A 19,108-nucleotide genomic window follows, 5' to 3' on the forward strand; every position below is an offset into this window, starting at 1 on the left:
CTAATTCGCGAAACCAGTTAGTAGAAGAAACGCATTCATTTTTAACTGGGGCGTTGTTCTAAAACAAAAAAGCGCGGCTTAACTAAGCCGCGCTTTTTGCTCTTATTTCACAATTAAAGTGTGTAGCTAAAGGTTAATTTAGCATTACGTTCTTCTCCTGGCATACCGCCTAAGAACATTGCTTTTGAGTAATAGGTTTTGTTAAACAAGTTGTTTAAGTTTAACTGTAGTTTCCAATCATCTGTTTGGTATTGAATTGCGGCGTCGTAAACCGTGTAGCTAGGTACGTAGCCATCAGGAATACCAAACGAGGTTGAGTTTGTGCTGCGGTCATCAACATATTGTACGCCTGCGCTAATTGTAAGTGGCTCGGCTAAATCAAACCATTTAGCGTCATAGCTTAACCAGCTGCTTGCTGTTACATAAGGCACACCTTTTTGGCGAGTATCGAAAGATGATGAGTTAGGGTTTTTCTTATCGCGGGCGTCTTGATAAACCGCGTTTACGTTAAGTTTCCACTGCTCGTTTAAATCGGCATTTAAATCAAGTTCAACACCTTTGGTTTGCTCTTCCCCATCGTAAAAGCTTTTTGGTACTGTGGCATCAGATACACCGGCTTCGTAATCTGGGTTGGCATACTCAAGGTTGGTACGAGCACTATCAAATACCACAAGTGAGGCCAGTAGTTGATCGTCAAATGCTTTTACACGCATACCAATGTCGTTACTGACTGACTCGGCGTCATCGCGGTCAGCTTCGTTACCCGATACACTGCCAAGCACACTGTAAGCTGTGCGGCCTTTAGAGTGGTTTACAAAGAAAGAAATATCATCGCTCAGTTTGTAGGTTGCACCTAGGTTGTAGGTCATACCGCTGTCTGATGTATCTGCTTCTGGCGTTGGCTCGGCGGCACTTGCACGGTAGCGTGCATCAACACCAAAGTGTTCGTAGCTTTGTTTGATACGGTTAAAGGCAACGCCTACTCGGGTAGTAAAAGTGTCGTGAATATAGGCAACATGTTGAATACCCACACCCCAAGCTTGAACTTTTTTGTTGTAATCGCTGGTTTTTAGCGGGTCGTAATCAAAAAAGCTGCCTTCGCCCCAGTTCGGGTTACGAATATCAAAAATGTAAGGTAATTGACCTTGGTAAATAACCTCTCCATCTTTGTTTTTAATGACCTTGTCGGCATCGTAAATTGAGTATTGTTTAAAACGAATATCGCGGTCTTCGTAGTTGGCGTTTACCAATAGCTCGTTATCAATTCCGGCAAAGCTAAAGTCATAACGCAAGTCAGCAAAGTATTGCCATGATTTTTCGTCAGCTTCTACTTGGCGGTATTCTTGGCGACGCGCTGCAAATGGGTAAAGTACGTCATCAACCACTAAAGGAGCGCGCGGGTCGGCATTGATCACGCCTCTGCGGTTCCAATAAACATAGTTATAAGCACCCGTTTGGCGGGCAAAGCTCGATTCGTAATTACGGTATTGTAGTTGCTGATTTAAAAATAAATTATCAGTGATGAAGTAGTTATGAGTTAACTTAAAGCGTAGCTCTTCGCCTTCGTTATCATTTGCCATTGGCGAGATAATACCGTTATGGCCAAAGGTGTAAGGTGTTAGGCCATCATTTGCTGCCAGTGAGTCTGCTAATTGTTGGCGTTGCTGTTCGGTTAGTTGCAGGCCTTTTGCCGTTGCATCGTTAATTAAATCGGCAGCGGTTATTTCACCTGCGGTTTTACCATTCACTGAGTCGCTGTTAAAAATACGAATAGGGTGGCCAATTGAATCAACAGCAATGGCATCTTTGATATAAGCGGCAGAAATCATGATGTCTTGTTTGTCACTTAATACGTATTTTAACGCGCCATAAATTTCATCTCGGTCGTCTTTTAAGTCGCGATAGCCATCGCTGCGAGCGGTTTTAGCATTAACGCGATAAGCAAGGTTGTCGGTTAATGCCGCTGTGCTATCAAAGCCTAATGAGTAGCTATCCCATTGACCAAGCTCGGCATTAACGGTGTGTTTTTCAGTGAATTGTGGTTTCTTTTCAATAAGATTGATAACACCGCCTGCGCTACCCATACCATATAAGCCCGTTGCAGGGCCTTTAAGAACTTCTACAGATTCAACGTTGGTCATTGAGCGTGTTGGGTTAAAGGTGTTACCTAGGCCTGCACCGCCGTACATGCCATCGTAAGTATAGTTTGCACCTAAACCGCGGATCACTAAGTTATCGCCAATGCCGTAGTTGTTACCGGCTTGGGTTACACCACTGATGTTACGCACTAAGTCTTGTAAGTTTGTTGCGCCTTGCGAGTTGATAAGCTCTTGATCAACAACGACAACCGGGGCTGGCGTTTCCATTAGGGTCATATTTGATTTAGTGGCAAGGCCAGATTCAAGTACTACACGGTTTTGTTTGTCGTATACGGTAATACGTTCAACTGAGTCTAAATCGTTGGCGGTTGCATTGAATGCGCTTAAGCAGGCTAGGGCTAAAATTGAGTATTTATGTGTCGTCATTATAGGTAAATTGTCGAAGTTTTTCGGCAATGATAATGCGAGCTATTTTCATTTCAAGTTTTATTTATCTATTTTGGGTAATTTCTTTGTTTAGATACAAATTGCTAACAATTGGTTTTATGGTTGGTAATTTTGTTTACGGTATAGATACAAAGGAGGGTTGCTGACTTCACTAATGCAAAGCCAGCATAATAGCTTATTTAAAAACTTTACCGTCTTTCATAACAAATTGTACATCTTCAAGTACTGCAATGTTTTCAAGCGGATTGCCTTTAACGGCAATAATATCGGCTAAGAAACCGCTTTTGATTTGGCCAAGTTGATCATCAGCTTTAAGTAGTTTGGCACTATTGATGGTGGCAGACTGCAATGCTTGCAGCGGTGTCATACCAAACTCAACCATACGTGAAAACTGCTTTGCGTTATCGCCATGAGGGTAAATTGCTGCATCGGTACCAAATACCATGTTTACGCCTGCTTTTACTGCGCGGCTAAAGCTATCGCGTTGCTTTTTAGATACTTGGCGCTCTTTATTAAGGTTTTCTTCTGCAACCCCATTTTGTTCACCAAAGGCAAGGGTGTACTCAGTGTTGTAAATATCCATTGAGAACCAAGTGCCGTGTTTTTTCGCAAGTTTAATGGCTTCGTCATCGACAAAACTAACGTGCTCAACACTGTCTACACCAGCAACAATGGCTGCTTTAATACCACTGGTACCGTGCGCATGGGCTGCAACGGTTAGGCCGCGTAAATGAGCTTCGTCAACAATGGCGTTCATTTCGTCTTGGCTATATTGTTGAATACCGACTTTTGTGCCTTTAGAAAATACGCCGCCTGTAGCGCAAAATTTAATGGCATTGGCACCGTACTTAATGTTTTCACGCACTTTAGCGCGCACAGCCCAAGGGCCATCAGCAACGCCTTCGGCGGTGTATTTCATTTCTGGTGGTAAACGGTTGTTATCGCAGTGACCGCCAGTAACACCTAAAGATGGGCCAGCCGCCCAAATACGTGGGCCAACAATATCGCCTGCGTTAATGCCATCGCGTACTGCAATCACGCTGTAGCCTTCTGCGCCTAAGTTACGCAGCGTTGTAAAACCTGCATACAGTGTTTTTTCGGCAAAGTGTGCCGCTTTAATTGCTTTGCGCGGAATCGATTGACCAATTCGCTCACTGCGCGGCACGGTAGGATCGCTCGTTAAATGCACATGCATATCCATTAAACCTGGCACCAGAGTCAGTTCTAATAATTGAATATGCTTATCGCCGTCTTTTAAGTTTGGCTGTTTATTGCTTTGTACGGCTGTAATTTGACCATTATCTATACTAATAAGTGGTGATTTAATCAGTTTACCTGAATTTACATCTACCATGGCTTTTGCCGATAAGTAGGTTGTTGCGTAGGTATTTAAAGAGGTTAGGCAAGCTAGGCCTAGGCTAATAGCAAGAGCAGTCTTTTTCATTTTTATTCAAAATTGGTAAGTCGAGCCGCCACTCTAGCAATCAGCTTGCAAAGTGTAAATAAACTGCGATAAGTTGCAGCGATACTTGCTAAATAGGGAACTAAACCCTCATAATTTACGCGTACTTAATATAAGGGCAGGGAAAGAATGAAAAACGTAAAACTAGCACTACTTAGTTCGGCGGTGATGTTTGCATTACTTGGTTGTAATGAATCAACGCCAAGCAACGAAAAACCAACTCAAGAAGTAAGCAAACAAGCGCCAAGCGCAACGTCAGCCACAGAGCAACTTGATACATTACTAGCAGACTACTTTGAAGCAGGCTTAAAGTTTAATCCAATTGGTGGTACTTACATTGGCCGTAGCGAATTTAACGACCAATTTATTGCACCTATTAGTAAAGCAAACCGCGACGAGCAGCTTAACTTTGTTAAAGAATATAAAAACAAACTAGCAAATATCGACAAAGCGCAATTAAAGGGTCAGTCATTATTGAGCTACGAAATTCTAGCCCGCGATTTAGACCTTGCGATTGAAGGCGCTCAGTTTCCAAGTTACTTAATGCCAATTAACCAAATGGGCGGGGCGCATAATACCTTTGCTGCGCTAGGCTCTGGGCAAAGTGCACAACCTTTTAACACGGTTGAAGATTATCAAGCATTTGAAAAACGTGCTGATGGTTTCATCGCTTGGTTAGACAGTGTTGAACAATCAATGCGCCAAGGCATGAAAGACAAAGTGGTTCTTCCTAAGCCGCTTGCTGAAAAACTATTACCGCAATTTCTAACTCATATTGTAGAAAAACCAGAAGAGTCATTATTCTGGGGGCCAATTGCTCAGTTACCTGAGTGTTTCAGCGACGAGCAAAAAGCACAGCTAACAAGCGCGTACACGGCGATGATCAGCGAGCGTTTAGTGCCTGCGTATCAAAAAATGGCTGACTTTTTAGCGAATGAATATATTCCAAATGCCCGTGAAAGCATTGGTTACAGTGACCTACCAAATGGTAAAGCATGGTATGAGTACCAAATTAAACAGCATACAACGCTGAGCTTAAACGCCGATGAAATTCATGACATTGGCTTAAGCGAAGTATCGCGTATTTTATCTGAGATGAAAAAAGTCAAAGAGACAGTCGGTTTTGAAGGCGATTTAAAAGCGTTTTTTGAACACCTAAGAACCTCAGATGAGTTTTACTACGATACACCAGAAGAGTTAATTGCTGCGTACGAAGCTGTAAAAGAAAAGATTGATGCTAAGCTGCCGCAAATGTTCGATATTGCGCCAAAAGCGCCATACGTTGTAAAAGCAGTTGAAGATTTTCGCGCTGAATCAGCTGCGGGTGCATCTTACCAGTCGCCAGCGCCAGATGGTTCGCGCCCAGGTATTTTCTATATCAATACCTTTAATCTAAAAGCACAGCCTAAGTTTTTACTTGAAACCTTGTCTATTCATGAAGCCGCGCCGGGTCACCACTTTCAAATTGCCTTGCAACAAGAAATTGAAGGATTACCGCTGTTTCGTAAATTTGGTGGCTACACGGTATTTGCAGAAGGTTGGGCATTGTATGCAGAAAGCTTAGGTAAAGAGCTTGGCTTATTTACCGACCCTTACATGTGGTACGGCCGTTTATCAGATGAGCAATTACGTGCAATGCGCTTAGTGCTTGATACTGGTTTCCACGCAAAAGGTTGGACACGTCAACAAGGTATTGATTACATGTTGGCTAACTCATCAATGGCCGAAAGTGACATTATTGCCGAAGTTGAGCGTTATATCGCATGGCCGGGCCAAGCGCTGTCGTACAAGTTAGGTCAGTTCAAAATTCAAGAACTACGTGACTACGCGAGCAAAGAGCTAGGCGATAAGTTCGACATTAAAGCTTTCCATACGCAAGTTCTGATTGATGGCGCATTACCTATGCCAATTCTTGAAGAGAAAATTAAGCGTTGGGTTAACGAGCAAAAATAACCGCCTTTGCGCGCATGCTGGCTTTACGCTAGAATGCGCGCTGTTTAGGGGCTTTGAGTAATACCATGTTAGAAGATCAATTTTGGCTTAAGCGCTCGCTTGAGCAAATGTCACAACCCGAATGGGAAGCCATTTGTGACGGCTGTGGTAAATGTTGTTTAAACACATTTATCGACAGTGAAGACGAAGATGAATTTACCGCAACGGATCAACTTCGCGAGGGTGAAGAACTGATCTTCACTAATATCGTTTGCCAATACCTAGACAACGACACCTGTGGGTGTAGCGAATATGCGAACCGCCAAACCTTGGTGCCTTCATGTGTAAAGCTCACTAAAGAAAACCTCAAAGATATCTTTTTTATGCCACAAAGCTGTAGCTACCGCCGCCTTTACGAAGGCCGTGGCCTTGCGTCTTGGCACCCGCTACTGAACGGTGGCAGTAAAGATATGATGCATGAGTTAGGTATTTCTGTGCGTGACAAAACAGTGAAAGACTGTGATGTAGACCTAGATGACTTTGACCTTTACGTGGCCGAGTGGCCAACCAGAGACATTGATTAATGAGCGCCCTTAAAGCAAGCATTGGCTTGTTAAACCCCAAAAGCCCAACCAATGTGGGTGGCGTGTTACGTGCCGCGGGTTGTTACAATGCCAAGCAAGTGTTTTTTACTGGTAGCCGCTATTTACGCGCTAATAAGTATCACACCGATACCAAAAATGTGCTTGAGCATATTCCGCTAACGCAGGTTGAAAGGCTAGAGCAAGCAAAGCCTGAAGGTGCCACAACGGTGGTGATTGAGCTTGTTGAAGGTGCAACGCCACTGCCTGAATTTAAGCACCCTGAAAACGCATTTTATGTGTTTGGCCCTGAAGATGGCTCGGTTAGTAAAGACGTGCTGAAATGGTGTGATGAAGTAGTGTATGTGCCAACCATAGGTTGTATGAACCTAGCCGCAACCTGCAATGTTGTGCTGTACGACCGACTAGCCAAACTCGGTGGTATTGAGAGTTCAAACGACACCATTTGCAATAGTCGAGACACCAACAACTCACTTAAATGGCAACAAAAAAAGAGCGCTAAATAGCGCTCTTTTTAGATTCAAATTCAAAACTACTTTTTAGTAATTTGTACGTTACTTTCAAGGCCAATACCGTTGTCGGTAATGTCTGTGGCAAAATAAACACCGACAGGTTGGTCGCGTAGCGAATCAAGCTCAGCCATTTCTTCATTAGTTAATTGCCCCGTTGCAGCAATCGTATCAAGCAAAGGTAATAAGATTTTTTGTACGTCGAATGCCATGTTTACAAAGCCATTTTTAGTGACACTTTGCGACTCTAAGGTTTCGGCGATTTGTGCTGACTTATCACCCGTGAAAATCACAATATGATTGCCTTTAAGGGCCATCTTAATATCAAAGTTAAGTGGCACAGGCGATGGAATGTATTCATTGATCAACACCGCATCACCATTAGCTGGTAGCTTTATATTAGCAAGCGGCGGTACAAAGCCTTGCGCAATTGAATACAAGCCATGGGCATCAGTCGCAGATAGGGTAACGATGGCATCAAGCTTGTCTATTTGTGGGCCATTGTAGTCATCAATGGTCAATGCAGCATCTTGAACGCTGACACTCATGCCTTGTACGCCATTTGCAAAACCCGACATCATTGCAAGGCCAGCTGTGCTTACCTCTTGCATTTCATTTTGTAGTGCGACAATTGGGCCACAGTTAAACTCAGCTGACTTAATTGCACCGGTTAGTGTGTTGGCAAGCGGCAGTACTTTTGCAACATCAATACCATAGGCAACACTCATCATTTGCCCGTCAAGCTCAGTGGTATGTTTTGGTACAAAACCACGCACGGCTTGTAGCGTATTTAGTAAGTCTTGATCTGTGCTTTGCAGTACTGCTTTTACGTCAAAATCAGCGTAGTCGGCGGTGATACGGGTTTTTGTTGTGCCTGATACTGTTGCAGGCCATTTAGCGGCAATGGCTGCAATATCATCTTGACACTCAGGTGTTGAAATCATTGCTAATGCATTTGATTGCTGGGCTTTATCAAGTAGCTCTTTGAGCATTTGGTGTAAGCGAGAGTCTTCTTTGCCTGTTACAGCATTAGCGATACGTTGATGATCAACAAAGCCAACCGAGTTGCCATCAAGCGAAAAAGTTTTAATAAGCTCAGGTAGTTTTTTAGTTTCAGCCAGTGATTGAGCCGGTTTTTCTACGCCAAGGGCAATACGTAAATCTTGATCATTAGAAAGCGCAGTGGTTAGCGTGATGGTAGCCCAATTGTTGTGAGTTGATGCAATTAGGTTGAAGTTATCTAAGCCTTCAAGCTCAATGGCAAAGCGTGTGTAGCTTACGCCTTCAAGGCTTTCGGTTGTATAAGCAATACCTGCTTCATCAGCAGATTGTTTAATGCTATTGATAATGCTGCTTTGATCAGCGACCTGAAAACGCACAATCGGCATTAAACCTTGCGCATACATCATGCCTTTGTAGTCATCACCAAAGCCCCAAATCGATTTGAAGGCATCGTAAGAGCTCAGTGATTGTTGGTATTTTTCCATCAGTGATGCAAGGAATAGGGCATTCTTATCATCAACTGTTTTAAGCTCAGCAATGATGGGTGTTAAATCGCTCGTGCCTTTCATTGCATCTGGCATAAGCGCAAAGTATTTGCTGTACGGAAACGGTTTAAGTTGACCATAAAAAACCGCCGTGTCGGCAGGTACGTATGCAAGCTCAGGTAAATCTACATCAACACTGGCTTTATTTTGTGAGTACAACAACGCACCTGCAACAATAGCAATCGCGCCACCAGCAAGAAGCTTATTATTCATAGGATGAATTCCTTTTTCTTTAATTAGTTAAAAAACATACCATGAAATAGAAACAAATTACTAGCGGGCTAACGACTAAAACTGATAGCTCACGCTTATTTGCGGACCATGGGTAAACGTATCATAACTAAAGAAGTTTTTATTTCCGCGTTGGCCGGTTTGGTAATCTACATACGTGGTTTTATAGCTCATACCCAGATCCCAATGCGGGTTTATTTGATACACCGCACCTAATTTAAAGCTGCCAGTCAATTTAGCATTTAAGTTAAAGCCACCGAGATCTCCAGCAGTTGTTAATTGCCAATGTTCGCTTAATTGTTTGTTAAAGTGAAAGCCAAAAATGAGATCAATCCAATCTTCATCTCTGTCGACCACTGACACTTGTGACATAAAGTTAGGATCAAGATCGAATTCGTAGGTGTTATCCCAGCGACGAATACCCACATAGTTAACCCAATCACCCATCGAAGGACTAGAAAAACGGTACGCAACACTTAATTCGAGCACGGCTTGGCGCACCCGGGCACTGAGCACGCCAAGTTTTGGGGCGTTATGAGATTTACTTAAATCCATATAGCCCCAGTCAGCAATAAAGCCCCAGTTTGATTGATGATACCCCTCAAAATGGAGCATAAATGCGCTGTCGAGGTTGTTTAAAATGGTATCAAATTCGACTTCAAGGGGGGCTTCTATAGTGCCTATTGCCGAACTGCCATCAATCGCAGTGGCCATTAAATAAGGCTCTACAGAAAATTGCCATTGGTCGGCATAAACGGTTGGTGAGGCGAATACTAAACCGAAAGATAAAAGCGTTAACACACGAGGTTGTTTTAAAGTGAGCATAATCAAATCCTTTTAAGTAAATCACAGTATTAATTATAGAAACGCTGGGCTTTTTTGCATTGATTTGATGATGAAATATTTTCGTTTTGTTATTCAACGCAAAGCACAGTTTTAATCTTTCAGCTATGTCATATTTTAATAACAATAATAACGACATGGAGTAGATGTTTTGCAGGTAACTCATTTTTTTAAAAGCGCTACAGCGATTGCTATGACCGCCATTTTAGCTGGCTGTAGTGTTAAACCTTTGCCACTTGATCCAAGCGTTGGTGATACAGGTCAACCATTATCGGCAGTTGCACTAAAAAGCGATGTGCAATTTTACGACTTATCACTAGAAGTGTTTCCTGATGATAAACGCATTAAAGGCGTGTCGAAAACGCAGTTTAAAATGCTATCTGCAAGCCAATTTGTTGAACTAAAACTTGATAGCCGATTTTTGATCAGTGCCATAACCTCAGACGATAAAACACTTAACTATACCCGCAATGCAGGTGTGCTAAACGTTGATTTAGGTAAGCAATACCCTGCGGGCAACACAGTGAGTGTTGCTGTGGCGTATGAGGGCAACCCCCATATTGCTAAAAACGCGCCTTGGGATGGCGGGTTTGTATTTGCTGAAACAGAAAGCGGCGAGCCGTGGATAGCTACCGCAGTGCAGGGCGAAGGCTGTGATTTATTCTGGCCATGTAAAGATCACTTTGCTGACAAAGCCGGTAGCATGCGCATAAGGCTCACAGTACCAAATGGTTTAAGTGCGGTAACCAACGGGGTATTGCAAAGCGTACAACCAGTCGGAGCAAGCAAACAACAATTTGATTGGCTGCTATCTGTGCCTGCAAGCGACTATAACATTGCCCTGAACATAGGCCCGTATCAACGTATTGAGCGCAGTTATACCAGTATTAATGGCACTGAAGTTCCGATTGAATTTTGGGCTCTTGCTAAACACACACAGCAAGCGTCGATGCTAATAGAGCAGGATTTACGTTCTCAAGTCGCGTTTTTTGAGCGCTTTTTAGGGCCTTACCCATGGGGGAATGACAAACTGGGCTTTGTTGAAACACCGCATTTAGGTATGGAACATCAAACGATAAATGCCTATGGTAAAAAATATAAGCGTGATGCAGGCGGTTATGATTGGTTATTACAGCATGAGTTAGCTCATGAGTGGTTTGGTAATTTAATGACCCATGAAAAACTCAACGATGCATGGCTACACGAAGGCTTTGGCAGTTACATGCAGCCAAGTTATAGCTTGTATAAATTCGGTGAAGCGGCCTATAACCACAGCATGTATAAGTCGTATTTAGGGCTGAAAAACTGTAAAGCCATTGTTCTTGATGGCGATATAACTTCAGATCAAGCATTCAATCCCGATATTTATGGCAAAGGCAGTTGGACTTTACATACCTTACGCTGGTTAATTGGTGATGAGTTATTTTGGCAAGCCACCCGTGAGCTGCTGTATGGGGTGAACGACACCAAGCAATTGGCTTATCCAATTTCACCGCGATATCGAAATACTGATGAGTTTATTGCTATTGTTAACCGCTTAACGGCGAAAGATTATAGCTGGCTGTTTGATGTGTATTTAAAGCAAGCTCAATTACCTGAACTTGATGTTATTCAATCAGCTAACAGCTTGACGCTGAAATGGAACAAAAACTCTTTGCAAGGTAAGCCATTCCCTATGCCAGTTCCGGTGCAAATAAACGGCTCGTTGCAAACTTATTCTGTTGAAAATGGCGAGATTAGCATTGCTTTAAAAGCGGGGGATCATGTGGTGGTCGATCCAAACATGAAGGTGTTTAGGTATTTACCAATTATCGATAAATGTAAAGCTGAGCAATAGCGAATGAGCCCGGCATTAATTACTAATGCCGGGCTTTTTACTCAACCTAAACTAAGTTCTAGGCTAAATCGGCTGCGCTTGGTAAAGACGCAAATGCACCATAACGGCTTACAGCAAAAGCGCCGGCTTTAGCTGCATAAGCAATAGTTTGTTCGATATTCTCTGGGGTTTGGCAAAACGCTTTAAAGCTTTGTTTGTTTTCACAGTGCTGACCAATCTTTGACAGCATACCGCCAATAAATGCATCGCCTGCGGCTGTGGTATCAACCACTTTTGTAGCTGGTGGGCTAACTTGGCCTTTAAAGTCTGCGTGGTAAAAGCTGATTGCTTCGCCGCCATTAGTAACTAGCAAACAGGTTACACCGGCCTTTAAAATGGCATCAATAGTATGCTCAAGTGGCATTTCTTGATGGCTTTTCTGATTTAAAAACTCAAGCTCTTCAAATGACAGTTTAACGATATCTGCCAGAGAAATAACATGCCACATTCTATCTAGAGTATGGCGCATACTTGGCCATAGGTTTTCGCGTAGATTCATATCAAAGCTACAAATTGCACCGGCTTTCTTCGCCTGAGTTAGACCATAAATAGTGGTTTGATAAATGTTGTGCTCAGTCAGACTGTTGCTGCATACATGCATGATGGAGTGATTTGCAAACATTGCATGGTCAAAATCGTCTACGCGATACAGTAAATCGGCGGCTGGTGGGCGATAAAAGCTAAACGAGCGTTCGCCACTGTCATCAAGTGATACAAACGCCAATGCTGTTTTTGCCGCATCGGTGAATGTACAGTACTGGGTGTTTACCGCATACTGGTCAAGCTCTTGTTTAATATAGTGACCGAACATATCATCGCCTAACATACCGCAAAAGCTGGTGTTTAGGCCTAGTTTTGCTGCTGCAACAGCCACATTAGCTGGTGCGCCACCTGCGTATTTGGTAAATGACTCTGGTTGTTTACCATCTGATAAAAAGTCGATTAATGCTTCGCCAAAACACACTAAACTCATTATGCATTCCTCAAGGTTAAGGTTCTTAATACTTCGTAGCAGGCACCCATAGTATGGTAGTCGGTTTTGCCTGCTGGCGATTTTTCGTCACTGTATGGTTGGTTTTGTGCTGATAAAATGCGATACCACGCACCATATTGGTGATCTACCATATGTTGCCAACTGTATTGCCATATTTTTTCGTACCATTGCCAATAGCTTTCGTCATGTGTGGCATCAGCGAGTAGGGCTGCTGCGGCTAATGACTCGGCCTGCACCCAAAAGTATTTATCGCTATCACAAATTTGTTTATCTGGTGCAAAGCCATAGAAAATGCCCCCATGTTGTTGATCCCACGCGATGCTCAGAGTTTCATCAAACAGGCTTTTAGCGCGCGTTACCAGCCAAGGTTCATCAATATGGCGGTTTAAAATAAGTAACAGTTTTGCCCACTCAGTTTGATGACCTGGTTGAAATCCCCAAGGTCTAAATAAATGCTGCGGGTCATCTTTGTTGTAATCTAAATCGATTTGCCAATTTTTAGAATAGTGCTCCCACACCAACTGTTGGCTGTGGGCTGCCAGTTTTACGGTAAAAGTTTCGGCAAGCTGTTTAGCGCGTTTTAAATAACGGGTCTCGTTAGTTGCTTCAAAACACATGAGTAAGGCTTCGCATAAATGCATATTGGCATTTTGGCCGCGATAGTCATCTGCACAGCTAAAATCAGCATTTTGCTCATCTAAATAGGCATTATGCTGTGGTTCAAAGTAGTGCTGCTCTAATAAATTCCATACCTGTGAAATAGTTTTTTTGCAGTCGTTCACCCCTGCTTTTAAAGCAACCGCGTTTGCAAGCATTACAAAGGCAAGCCCGTAGCAATGGTTGGTGTCGTCTAACACAGTGACTTTGCCGTTATCATCTTGCTCAATAAGCCAAGCATAACCACCAGATGCTTGTTTATGCGCATGTTCAAGGTGAGCTAAACCATGTTTAGTGAGGCTTAAATATTCTGGGTCTTTAAACTCTATGTACGCCATTGCATAGTTAAAAACAAAGCGGGTGCTCGAGACTAAATGGCGAGTGTGTTTATCGTAAATCGCGCCATTATTTTTAAAGAACTGATAAAAGCCCGCTAAGCCATGGGCTGAATGATCAACACAATGGGGGTGATAAAAAGCAAGGGTATCTTGGATATGCTGCTTAAGAAAATCAGGGCTTTTAAAGTCAACTTTGGCCATGGGTTATTAATAAATCTGTGTACATCTTGCAACTATAGCAGGAAATAAAAATATTGGAACGTTCCTAGTAAATCTTTGTGCTATTTTTACTTCAATGTGTAGAATCAAAGGTAACTTGTTAACGGAGTGAAAACCACGTGAGTGAAATAAATACAAACCAATCGTTTGTCGCCGATGGTTCGCAGCAAAATAAAAACTACCTGCTACCACTGACAGCAATGACAACCCTGTTCTTTTTATGGGGTTTCATTACAGTTTTAAATGACGTGTTGATCCCGCGCTTAAAAGGGGTATTCGATTTAACCTACACAGAGGCAATGCTTGTTCAGTTTTGTTTCTTTGGTGCTTACTTTATTGTTTCGCTACCTGCGGGTATGTTGGTTAAAAAAATGGGCTACAAAAATGGCGTACTAACCGGCTTAGTCGTGGCATCAATTGGCTGTATGTTATTTTACCCAGCGGTTGTAGTACATGAGTACTGGTTATTCTTAGGTGCGTTATTTGTTCTAGCAGCAGGTATTACCGTATTACAGGTATCTGCTAACCCGTATGTTGTGGCGTTAGGTCCTGAAAAAACGGCGTCGTCACGTTTGAATTTAGCACAAGCACTTAACTCACTAGGTACCACAGTTGGTCCATATGTGGGTGGTATTTTATTCTTTGGTACAGCAGGCACATTAGCTGCAAACGCAGCAACTGCAGAATCTGTAAAAGTGCCTTACCTTATGCTTGCAGCAGCACTACTGACCATTGCTGTAGTATTTGCCTTCTTTAAATTACCGGTGATTGCAGAGCATACAGAAGAGCAAGACTGTAAAGCGAAAGGCCACAGCCTTGCCGAAGCACCTCATTTAATGATGGGTGTTATAGGTATCTTCTGTTACGTAGGTGCTGAGGTTTCAATTGGTAGCTTCTTAGTAAACTATTTTGGTGAAGAACACATTGCTGGCCTTGAAGAGCATGCGGCTGCAAGCTTAATTGCTTATTATTGGGGTGGTGCAATGGTGGGTCGTTTCATTGGCTCTGCAGCACTACAAAAAATTGCGCCTTCAAAAGCGTTATTCTTTAATGCCATGATGGTTATTGTATTGCTGTTAGTGACTATATTCACTGAAGGTGATGTGGCGCTTTACTCAGTACTTGCAATTGGTTTATTCAACTCAATTATGTTCCCGACTATTTTCTCTGTTGCTATTGAAGGTTTAGGCTCACTAACCAGTAAAGGTTCGGGTTGGTTATGTTTAGCAATCGTTGGTGGTGCCTTAGTACCATTAGTACAAGGTGTAGTTGCTGATACAGTAAACATCCAACAAAGCTTCTTTGTACCAGTGATTTGTTATGCATTTATCGCTTGGTATGGCTTAAATGTTGTACGTTTAGCTGATAGCTGGAAAAAACGCATCAGCTAAAATTACTATCAATAAAAACCCCGCACTGAGTTGCGGGGTTTTTTTGTGCCATTTTTTTGCTATACCGAAAAAAACTAGATGACAAAATGATTTAATGAATACGTATTCAGGGACGGTTTAAGTAACAATTTGTAGGAACGTTCCAAGGGGTTTTTTGCTGCTTTTTTATTAATACGACTTAAGAAGTGAAATTGGCTGCCGTTAACAAAGTAATTGATTTTCAAAGAAAGCGTACTTTAATAAAAGGAACGTTTTTCTAGTTTTAGCTTAATTTTATAAGACAAAGAGCTTTAAATTTGTTAAATATAAAGAGGCTAACAACGAAAAAAATAACAAACAGGTTTGTCATGCAAAGCACTCTTAAATTTACCACCAAGGTAACTGTGGCTGCATCACTGGTTTTAGTGATAGTGCTCGGTTTATTCACCATTAATAACTTCATCTCAATGCGCAGCCAAACGCAGGAGCAGCTTTCGCTTGTTCTTCAAGAGATTTCTCAGTCAGTGTCGCAAAACATAGCTAACTGGTTAAATGCTAAATTAGCCATTGTTTCGTCAGTTGCTGATACCTATCAACTTGGTGATAGCAAAGAGCTTACGCTTACGCAGCTGAACACAGCCGACAAAGCGGGGAGTTTTAAAAATACCTACATCGGTATCACGGATGGCACCTTTGTATTAAACGACCAATCTGTTGTCTTACCGCCAGACTACGATGCAACAACACGTCCGTGGTACAAGCTTGTTGAAAACAAAACAAACACTGCCTTTACTGCCCCTTATATTGACGTAACCACCAATGAACTGACTATTTCAGCTGTAGCGCCTATGCAAGCTAACGGTGTGTTTAGTGGGGTTGCAGGTGCCGACATCGACATGAAAACCATTACTAAAATCGTCAACGAAATTGACTTTTTAGGGTTCGGTTATGGCTTTTTACTAGATAGTGAAGGCCGCATTTTAAGCCACCCAGAAACTAAATTTAACGACAAAAACATGAGTGACTTATTCGGTAAAAGCTTGTCGTTACAATCTGAGTTTGTTGAAGTACAGGTAGGTGGCTTAGACAAATTAGTATCGTTTACCAAAATCAAAGGAATTCAAAACGTTGATTGGTATTTAGGTGTGGTGATCAACGAAGAAATTGCTTACTCATCAGTTGCCTCATTTAGAAATATGGCGGCTATTTACATGCTATTGGGTATAGTTGCGATTGTATTAATGATGCAGTTTTTACTTCGCTATTTAATGCGCCCAATGCAACGCTTAAACGATGCAATTAAAGATATTGCGCAAGGTGAGGGGGATTTAACCCGCCGTCTTGAGGTTGAAAACAATGACGAGTTTGGCGAGCTAAGCCATTACTTTAATGCGTTCATCGAGAAAATTCATACATCAATCGAGCAAGTTAAAAATACCACCGTTGAGCTTGAGCGCTTAGTTGAGAGTTTAGTTAATCAAACTCAAGGCACGCTCGACATGTATGCTGACCAAACAAAACGTACTGATAACGTGGCAACTGCAATCAATGAGCTGACATCGAGTGCGGTAGAAATCTCAAATAGTGCAAGTAATGCGTCAACATTAGCAACCAGTGCTAACAGCCAATCATTACAAAGCCAATCTGCATTAGCTGACAACTTATCAGCTATTAATGCTTTATCTCGTAATATGGAGCAGGCGCAAAAAACCATAAACAGTTTAGATGCGCACACTGTAAGCATCGGCCAAGTGCTTGAAGTGATCAAAGGTGTGAGTGAGCAAACTAACTTGCTAGCACTTAATGCAGCGATAGAGGCAGCCCGTGCAGGTGAAGCAGGTCGTGGTTTTGCGGTTGTAGCTGACGAAGTACGCCAACTTGCGCACCGTACACAACAATCAACACAAGAAATCGAAGACACTATTTCTCAGTTACAACAAGGTTCTGCGTCTGCCGTTGAAGTTATGACGGCCAGTATTCGCGACAGTGAAAAGAGTGTTGAGCAAGCTCATGTAGCTGGCGATAAAATGGCAGAGGTAACCCGTGCCATTGAGTCAATTGATGAGGTGAACCACAGTGTTGCCAATGCCACGACTGAGCAAAATCAAGTGATTCAAAGTTTAGACAGTGACATACACTCAATTAGTGAGCTTTCAAATCAAGGTCAAAGTAATCTTAATAACACCTTGAATGAGTGCACTAAATTGAAAGCCCAGTTCTATGAGCTAGAACAATTGGTACTTAAATTTAAAGTTTAGTTGTTAAGAGACTACAATTTTGGATCAAAATTGGCTTAATGCCATTACTTTAAACAGTGTCGACACGGCGGATAAACAGCGTCGTGCCTTCACGTTATTTGCCATGGCTTTTTTTGCCATCGTATTAATCACTTCGTTAGTGTTATCTAACTATCAAATTTACGCCTTACCGCTCACTATTATGTTAGTGGTGAGCGATATAACTATTGTGCTGTGCATGGTGTATTACTTTCGCACTGGTGCTTTAGTCTCTGTAAGCTGCATTATTTTATCGATCATCTTGCTGCTCTGTGTAGCCTTGGTATACACCGGCGGCAAAGAAAACACCGCTTTATATTGGCTTATGTTTTACCCTATTGTGGCTTATGTCACCTTAGGGTTAAAAGTGGGCAGTGTGTTGGTTGGGATTATGTATGCTAGTGCAGTTGCACTGCTGTTTAGCCCCAACTTTGGCCAAGCGCATTACGGGCAAGTTGAAACTTCACGCTTTTTAGCCTCTTTCACTATGGTGATTTTGTTTTCTGGGATCAGTGAATACTTTAGGCAAAAAAGCCATCAAAAAATTGCTGATATTACCTTAATAGAAAAACGCGATGCATTAACAGACCCACTAACAGGCCTTGCCAATCGTCGTTACATTTATGAGCATATTCAGCCGCGCCTTGAAGCTGAAGCGGCTAATTATTTACCTATGTCGGTATTATTAATTGATTTAGATAACTTTAAATCACTTAACGATACTTATGGCCATGACTTTGGCGATCAGGCATTAATAGCCTTTACCTCTATGCTGCACGATAAATTACGTGGCACAGATATAAAAGCCCGTTATGGCGGTGAAGAGTTTATTATTTTGCTGCCAAAAGCTGGGCTTAACATTGCCCATGCTGTGGCTGAAAAACTGCGTAGTTATGTCGCCGAAAAACAGATCCCTTATGATGTGGGGCAGTCTGTGACTATTACCTGTAGTATTGGCATTGCTAGCCTTGAACGAGGCAGCCAATTTAGTAAAGCGATTAAACAAGCTGACGACAACCTCTATAAAGCCAAAGCTAAAGGGCGTAATGTAGTGGTCTCTGATTTAACTGAGATAAGCTAAATGGCAAAGCTAATTTATGTATACGACCCAATGTGTAGTTGGTGCTGGGGCTACAGAGAAACCTGGTTAAAACTAAAAACTGCCCTTGGTGATAAACTTGCTATTGAATATAAAGTGGGTGGCCTTGCGCCTGATTCAGATGAGCCAATGCCAAAAGAGATGCAGCAGTTTTTACAGCAAACATGGCAACGTATTGAACAGCAACTTGGCACGCCATTCAATCATGAGTTTTGGCATACCGCGCAACCACGCCGCTCTACTTACCCTGCATGCCGTGCAGTGCTTGTTGCAAGGCAGCGCAATAAAGAGCACGAGATGCTACTCGCCATTCAAAAAGCCTACTACTTAGATGCACAAAATCCATCTGACATCAGCACCCTTGCAAGCCTTGCTGAGCAAATAGGGTTAGAAAAAAATGCATTTATTAACGAAATTGAAAGTGAAAAAGTAAATTCATTACTTTTGGCCGAAATAAACCAGGCGAGAAGCTTACCTATTCAAGGATTTCCATCTTTAGTCCTTGAAAATAAAGGCCTCTACGCTGCTGTCCCTGTTAATTACCTAGACTGGCAAAGCACTTATCAGCAAATCCTATCCCATATTTAGTCCCCGAAAGCCTGCAACT

General features: G+C 42.3%; 14 protein-coding genes. 8 read left to right on the top strand and 6 right to left on the bottom strand.

Annotated features, from left to right (window positions below; all coding sequences use genetic code 11):
• Positions 1-113: 113 nt before the first annotated feature.
• Together NFU46_RS11290 and NFU46_RS11295 are read right to left on the bottom strand one after the other, a co-directional pair.
• Positions 114-2,525, bottom strand: a complete 2,412-nt coding sequence (locus NFU46_RS11290; protein ID WP_251601887.1) for a TonB-dependent siderophore receptor — start codon at positions 2,523-2,525, stop codon at positions 114-116.
• A gap of 196 nt (positions 2,526-2,721) precedes the next feature.
• Positions 2,722-3,990: an amidohydrolase family protein gene (locus NFU46_RS11295; protein WP_251601889.1), complete on the bottom strand. Its 1,269-nt coding sequence runs from the start codon at positions 3,988-3,990 to the stop codon at positions 2,722-2,724.
• Between the two features lie 147 nt (positions 3,991-4,137).
• Between NFU46_RS11295 and NFU46_RS11300 the strand changes: the two genes are divergently transcribed.
• The 3 genes from NFU46_RS11300 (at position 4,138) to NFU46_RS11310 (ending at position 7,048) form a co-directional block, all read left to right on the top strand.
• A complete protein-coding gene (locus NFU46_RS11300; RefSeq protein ID WP_251601891.1) occupies positions 4,138-5,961 on the top strand; it encodes a DUF885 family protein in 1,824 nt (607 codons plus the stop codon).
• Between the two features lie 65 nt (positions 5,962-6,026).
• Positions 6,027-6,524, top strand: coding sequence for a YcgN family cysteine cluster protein (locus NFU46_RS11305; protein WP_054552059.1), 498 nt, complete (start codon positions 6,027-6,029; stop codon positions 6,522-6,524).
• On the top strand, positions 6,524-7,048 hold the full coding sequence (locus NFU46_RS11310) for an RNA methyltransferase (RefSeq protein WP_251601893.1): 525 nt from the start codon (positions 6,524-6,526) through the stop codon (positions 7,046-7,048). Before NFU46_RS11305 ends, NFU46_RS11310 begins: the two co-directional genes overlap by 1 nt.
• A 26-nt stretch (positions 7,049-7,074) precedes the next feature.
• On the opposite strand, the gene NFU46_RS11315 is transcribed toward NFU46_RS11310, so the two are convergent.
• Positions 7,075-8,811 carry a hypothetical protein gene (locus NFU46_RS11315; protein ID WP_251601895.1) on the bottom strand — a complete coding sequence of 579 codons (1,737 nt, stop codon included), beginning with the start codon at positions 8,809-8,811 and terminating at the stop codon, positions 7,075-7,077.
• A gap of 75 nt (positions 8,812-8,886) precedes the next feature.
• Positions 8,887-9,654, bottom strand: a complete 768-nt coding sequence (locus NFU46_RS11320; RefSeq protein ID WP_251601897.1) for a hypothetical protein — start codon at positions 9,652-9,654, stop codon at positions 8,887-8,889.
• 211 nt (positions 9,655-9,865) lie between these two features.
• Here NFU46_RS11320 and NFU46_RS11325 point away from each other — a divergent pair, with 211 nt between their 5' ends.
• The gene (locus NFU46_RS11325) at positions 9,866-11,509 is read left to right on the top strand and encodes a M1 family metallopeptidase (protein ID WP_251601899.1); all 1,644 of its coding nucleotides are present in this window, start codon (positions 9,866-9,868) and stop codon (positions 11,507-11,509) included.
• A 58-nt stretch (positions 11,510-11,567) separates the two neighbouring features.
• On the opposite strand, the gene NFU46_RS11330 is transcribed toward NFU46_RS11325, so the two are convergent.
• On the bottom strand, positions 11,568-12,521 hold the full coding sequence (locus NFU46_RS11330) for a carbohydrate kinase (protein ID WP_251601901.1): 954 nt from the start codon (positions 12,519-12,521) through the stop codon (positions 11,568-11,570).
• Positions 12,521-13,738, bottom strand: a complete 1,218-nt coding sequence (locus tag NFU46_RS11335) for an AGE family epimerase/isomerase (protein WP_175081532.1) — start codon at positions 13,736-13,738, stop codon at positions 12,521-12,523. Before NFU46_RS11335 ends, NFU46_RS11330 begins: the two co-directional genes overlap by 1 nt.
• A gap of 137 nt (positions 13,739-13,875) precedes the next feature.
• Between NFU46_RS11335 and fucP the strand changes: the two genes are divergently transcribed.
• The 4 genes from fucP to NFU46_RS11355 all read left to right on the top strand — a co-directional run bounded on the left by fucP (position 13,876) and on the right by NFU46_RS11355 (position 19,089).
• Positions 13,876-15,147: an L-fucose:H+ symporter permease gene (gene fucP, locus NFU46_RS11340; protein ID WP_175081531.1), complete on the top strand. Its 1,272-nt coding sequence runs from the start codon at positions 13,876-13,878 to the stop codon at positions 15,145-15,147.
• A 347-nt stretch (positions 15,148-15,494) separates the two neighbouring features.
• A complete protein-coding gene (locus NFU46_RS11345; protein WP_063528100.1) occupies positions 15,495-17,384 on the top strand; it encodes a methyl-accepting chemotaxis protein in 1,890 nt (629 codons plus the stop codon).
• A 19-nt stretch (positions 17,385-17,403) separates the two neighbouring features.
• Entirely contained in the window at positions 17,404-18,483 is a 1,080-nt protein-coding gene (locus NFU46_RS11350; protein WP_251601903.1) for a diguanylate cyclase, read from the top strand.
• Positions 18,484-19,089 carry a DsbA family protein gene (locus NFU46_RS11355; RefSeq protein ID WP_251601905.1) on the top strand — a complete coding sequence of 202 codons (606 nt, stop codon included), beginning with the start codon at positions 18,484-18,486 and terminating at the stop codon, positions 19,087-19,089. It abuts the gene before it with no gap.
• Positions 19,090-19,108 lie beyond the last annotated feature (19 nt).

It is taken from the genome of Pseudoalteromonas sp. NCCP-2140, from assembly GCF_023708065.1.
In the GTDB taxonomy this organism is placed as follows: domain Bacteria; phylum Pseudomonadota; class Gammaproteobacteria; order Enterobacterales; family Alteromonadaceae; genus Pseudoalteromonas.

What these genes read in the sequence shown, in the direction of transcription:
- NFU46_RS11290 (WP_251601887.1), bottom strand. Translation starts at nt 2,525, where the DNA reads ATGACGACACATAAATACTCAATTTTAGCCCTAGCCTGCTTAAGCGCA.
- NFU46_RS11295 (WP_251601889.1), bottom strand. Translation starts at nt 3,990, where the DNA reads ATGAAAAAGACTGCTCTTGCTATTAGCCTAGGCCTAGCTTGCCTAACC.
- NFU46_RS11300 (WP_251601891.1), top strand. Translation starts at nt 4,138, where the DNA reads ATGAAAAACGTAAAACTAGCACTACTTAGTTCGGCGGTGATGTTTGCA.
- NFU46_RS11305 (WP_054552059.1), top strand. Translation starts at nt 6,027, where the DNA reads ATGTTAGAAGATCAATTTTGGCTTAAGCGCTCGCTTGAGCAAATGTCA.
- NFU46_RS11310 (WP_251601893.1), top strand. Translation starts at nt 6,524, where the DNA reads ATGAGCGCCCTTAAAGCAAGCATTGGCTTGTTAAACCCCAAAAGCCCA.
- NFU46_RS11315 (WP_251601895.1), bottom strand. Translation starts at nt 8,811, where the DNA reads ATGAATAATAAGCTTCTTGCTGGTGGCGCGATTGCTATTGTTGCAGGT.
- NFU46_RS11320 (WP_251601897.1), bottom strand. Translation starts at nt 9,654, where the DNA reads ATGCTCACTTTAAAACAACCTCGTGTGTTAACGCTTTTATCTTTCGGT.
- NFU46_RS11325 (WP_251601899.1), top strand. Translation starts at nt 9,866, where the DNA reads ATGACCGCCATTTTAGCTGGCTGTAGTGTTAAACCTTTGCCACTTGAT.
- NFU46_RS11330 (WP_251601901.1), bottom strand. Translation starts at nt 12,521, where the DNA reads ATGAGTTTAGTGTGTTTTGGCGAAGCATTAATCGACTTTTTATCAGAT.
- NFU46_RS11335 (WP_175081532.1), bottom strand. Translation starts at nt 13,738, where the DNA reads ATGGCCAAAGTTGACTTTAAAAGCCCTGATTTTCTTAAGCAGCATATC.
- NFU46_RS11345 (WP_063528100.1), top strand. Translation starts at nt 15,495, where the DNA reads ATGCAAAGCACTCTTAAATTTACCACCAAGGTAACTGTGGCTGCATCA.
- NFU46_RS11355 (WP_251601905.1), top strand. Translation starts at nt 18,484, where the DNA reads ATGGCAAAGCTAATTTATGTATACGACCCAATGTGTAGTTGGTGCTGG.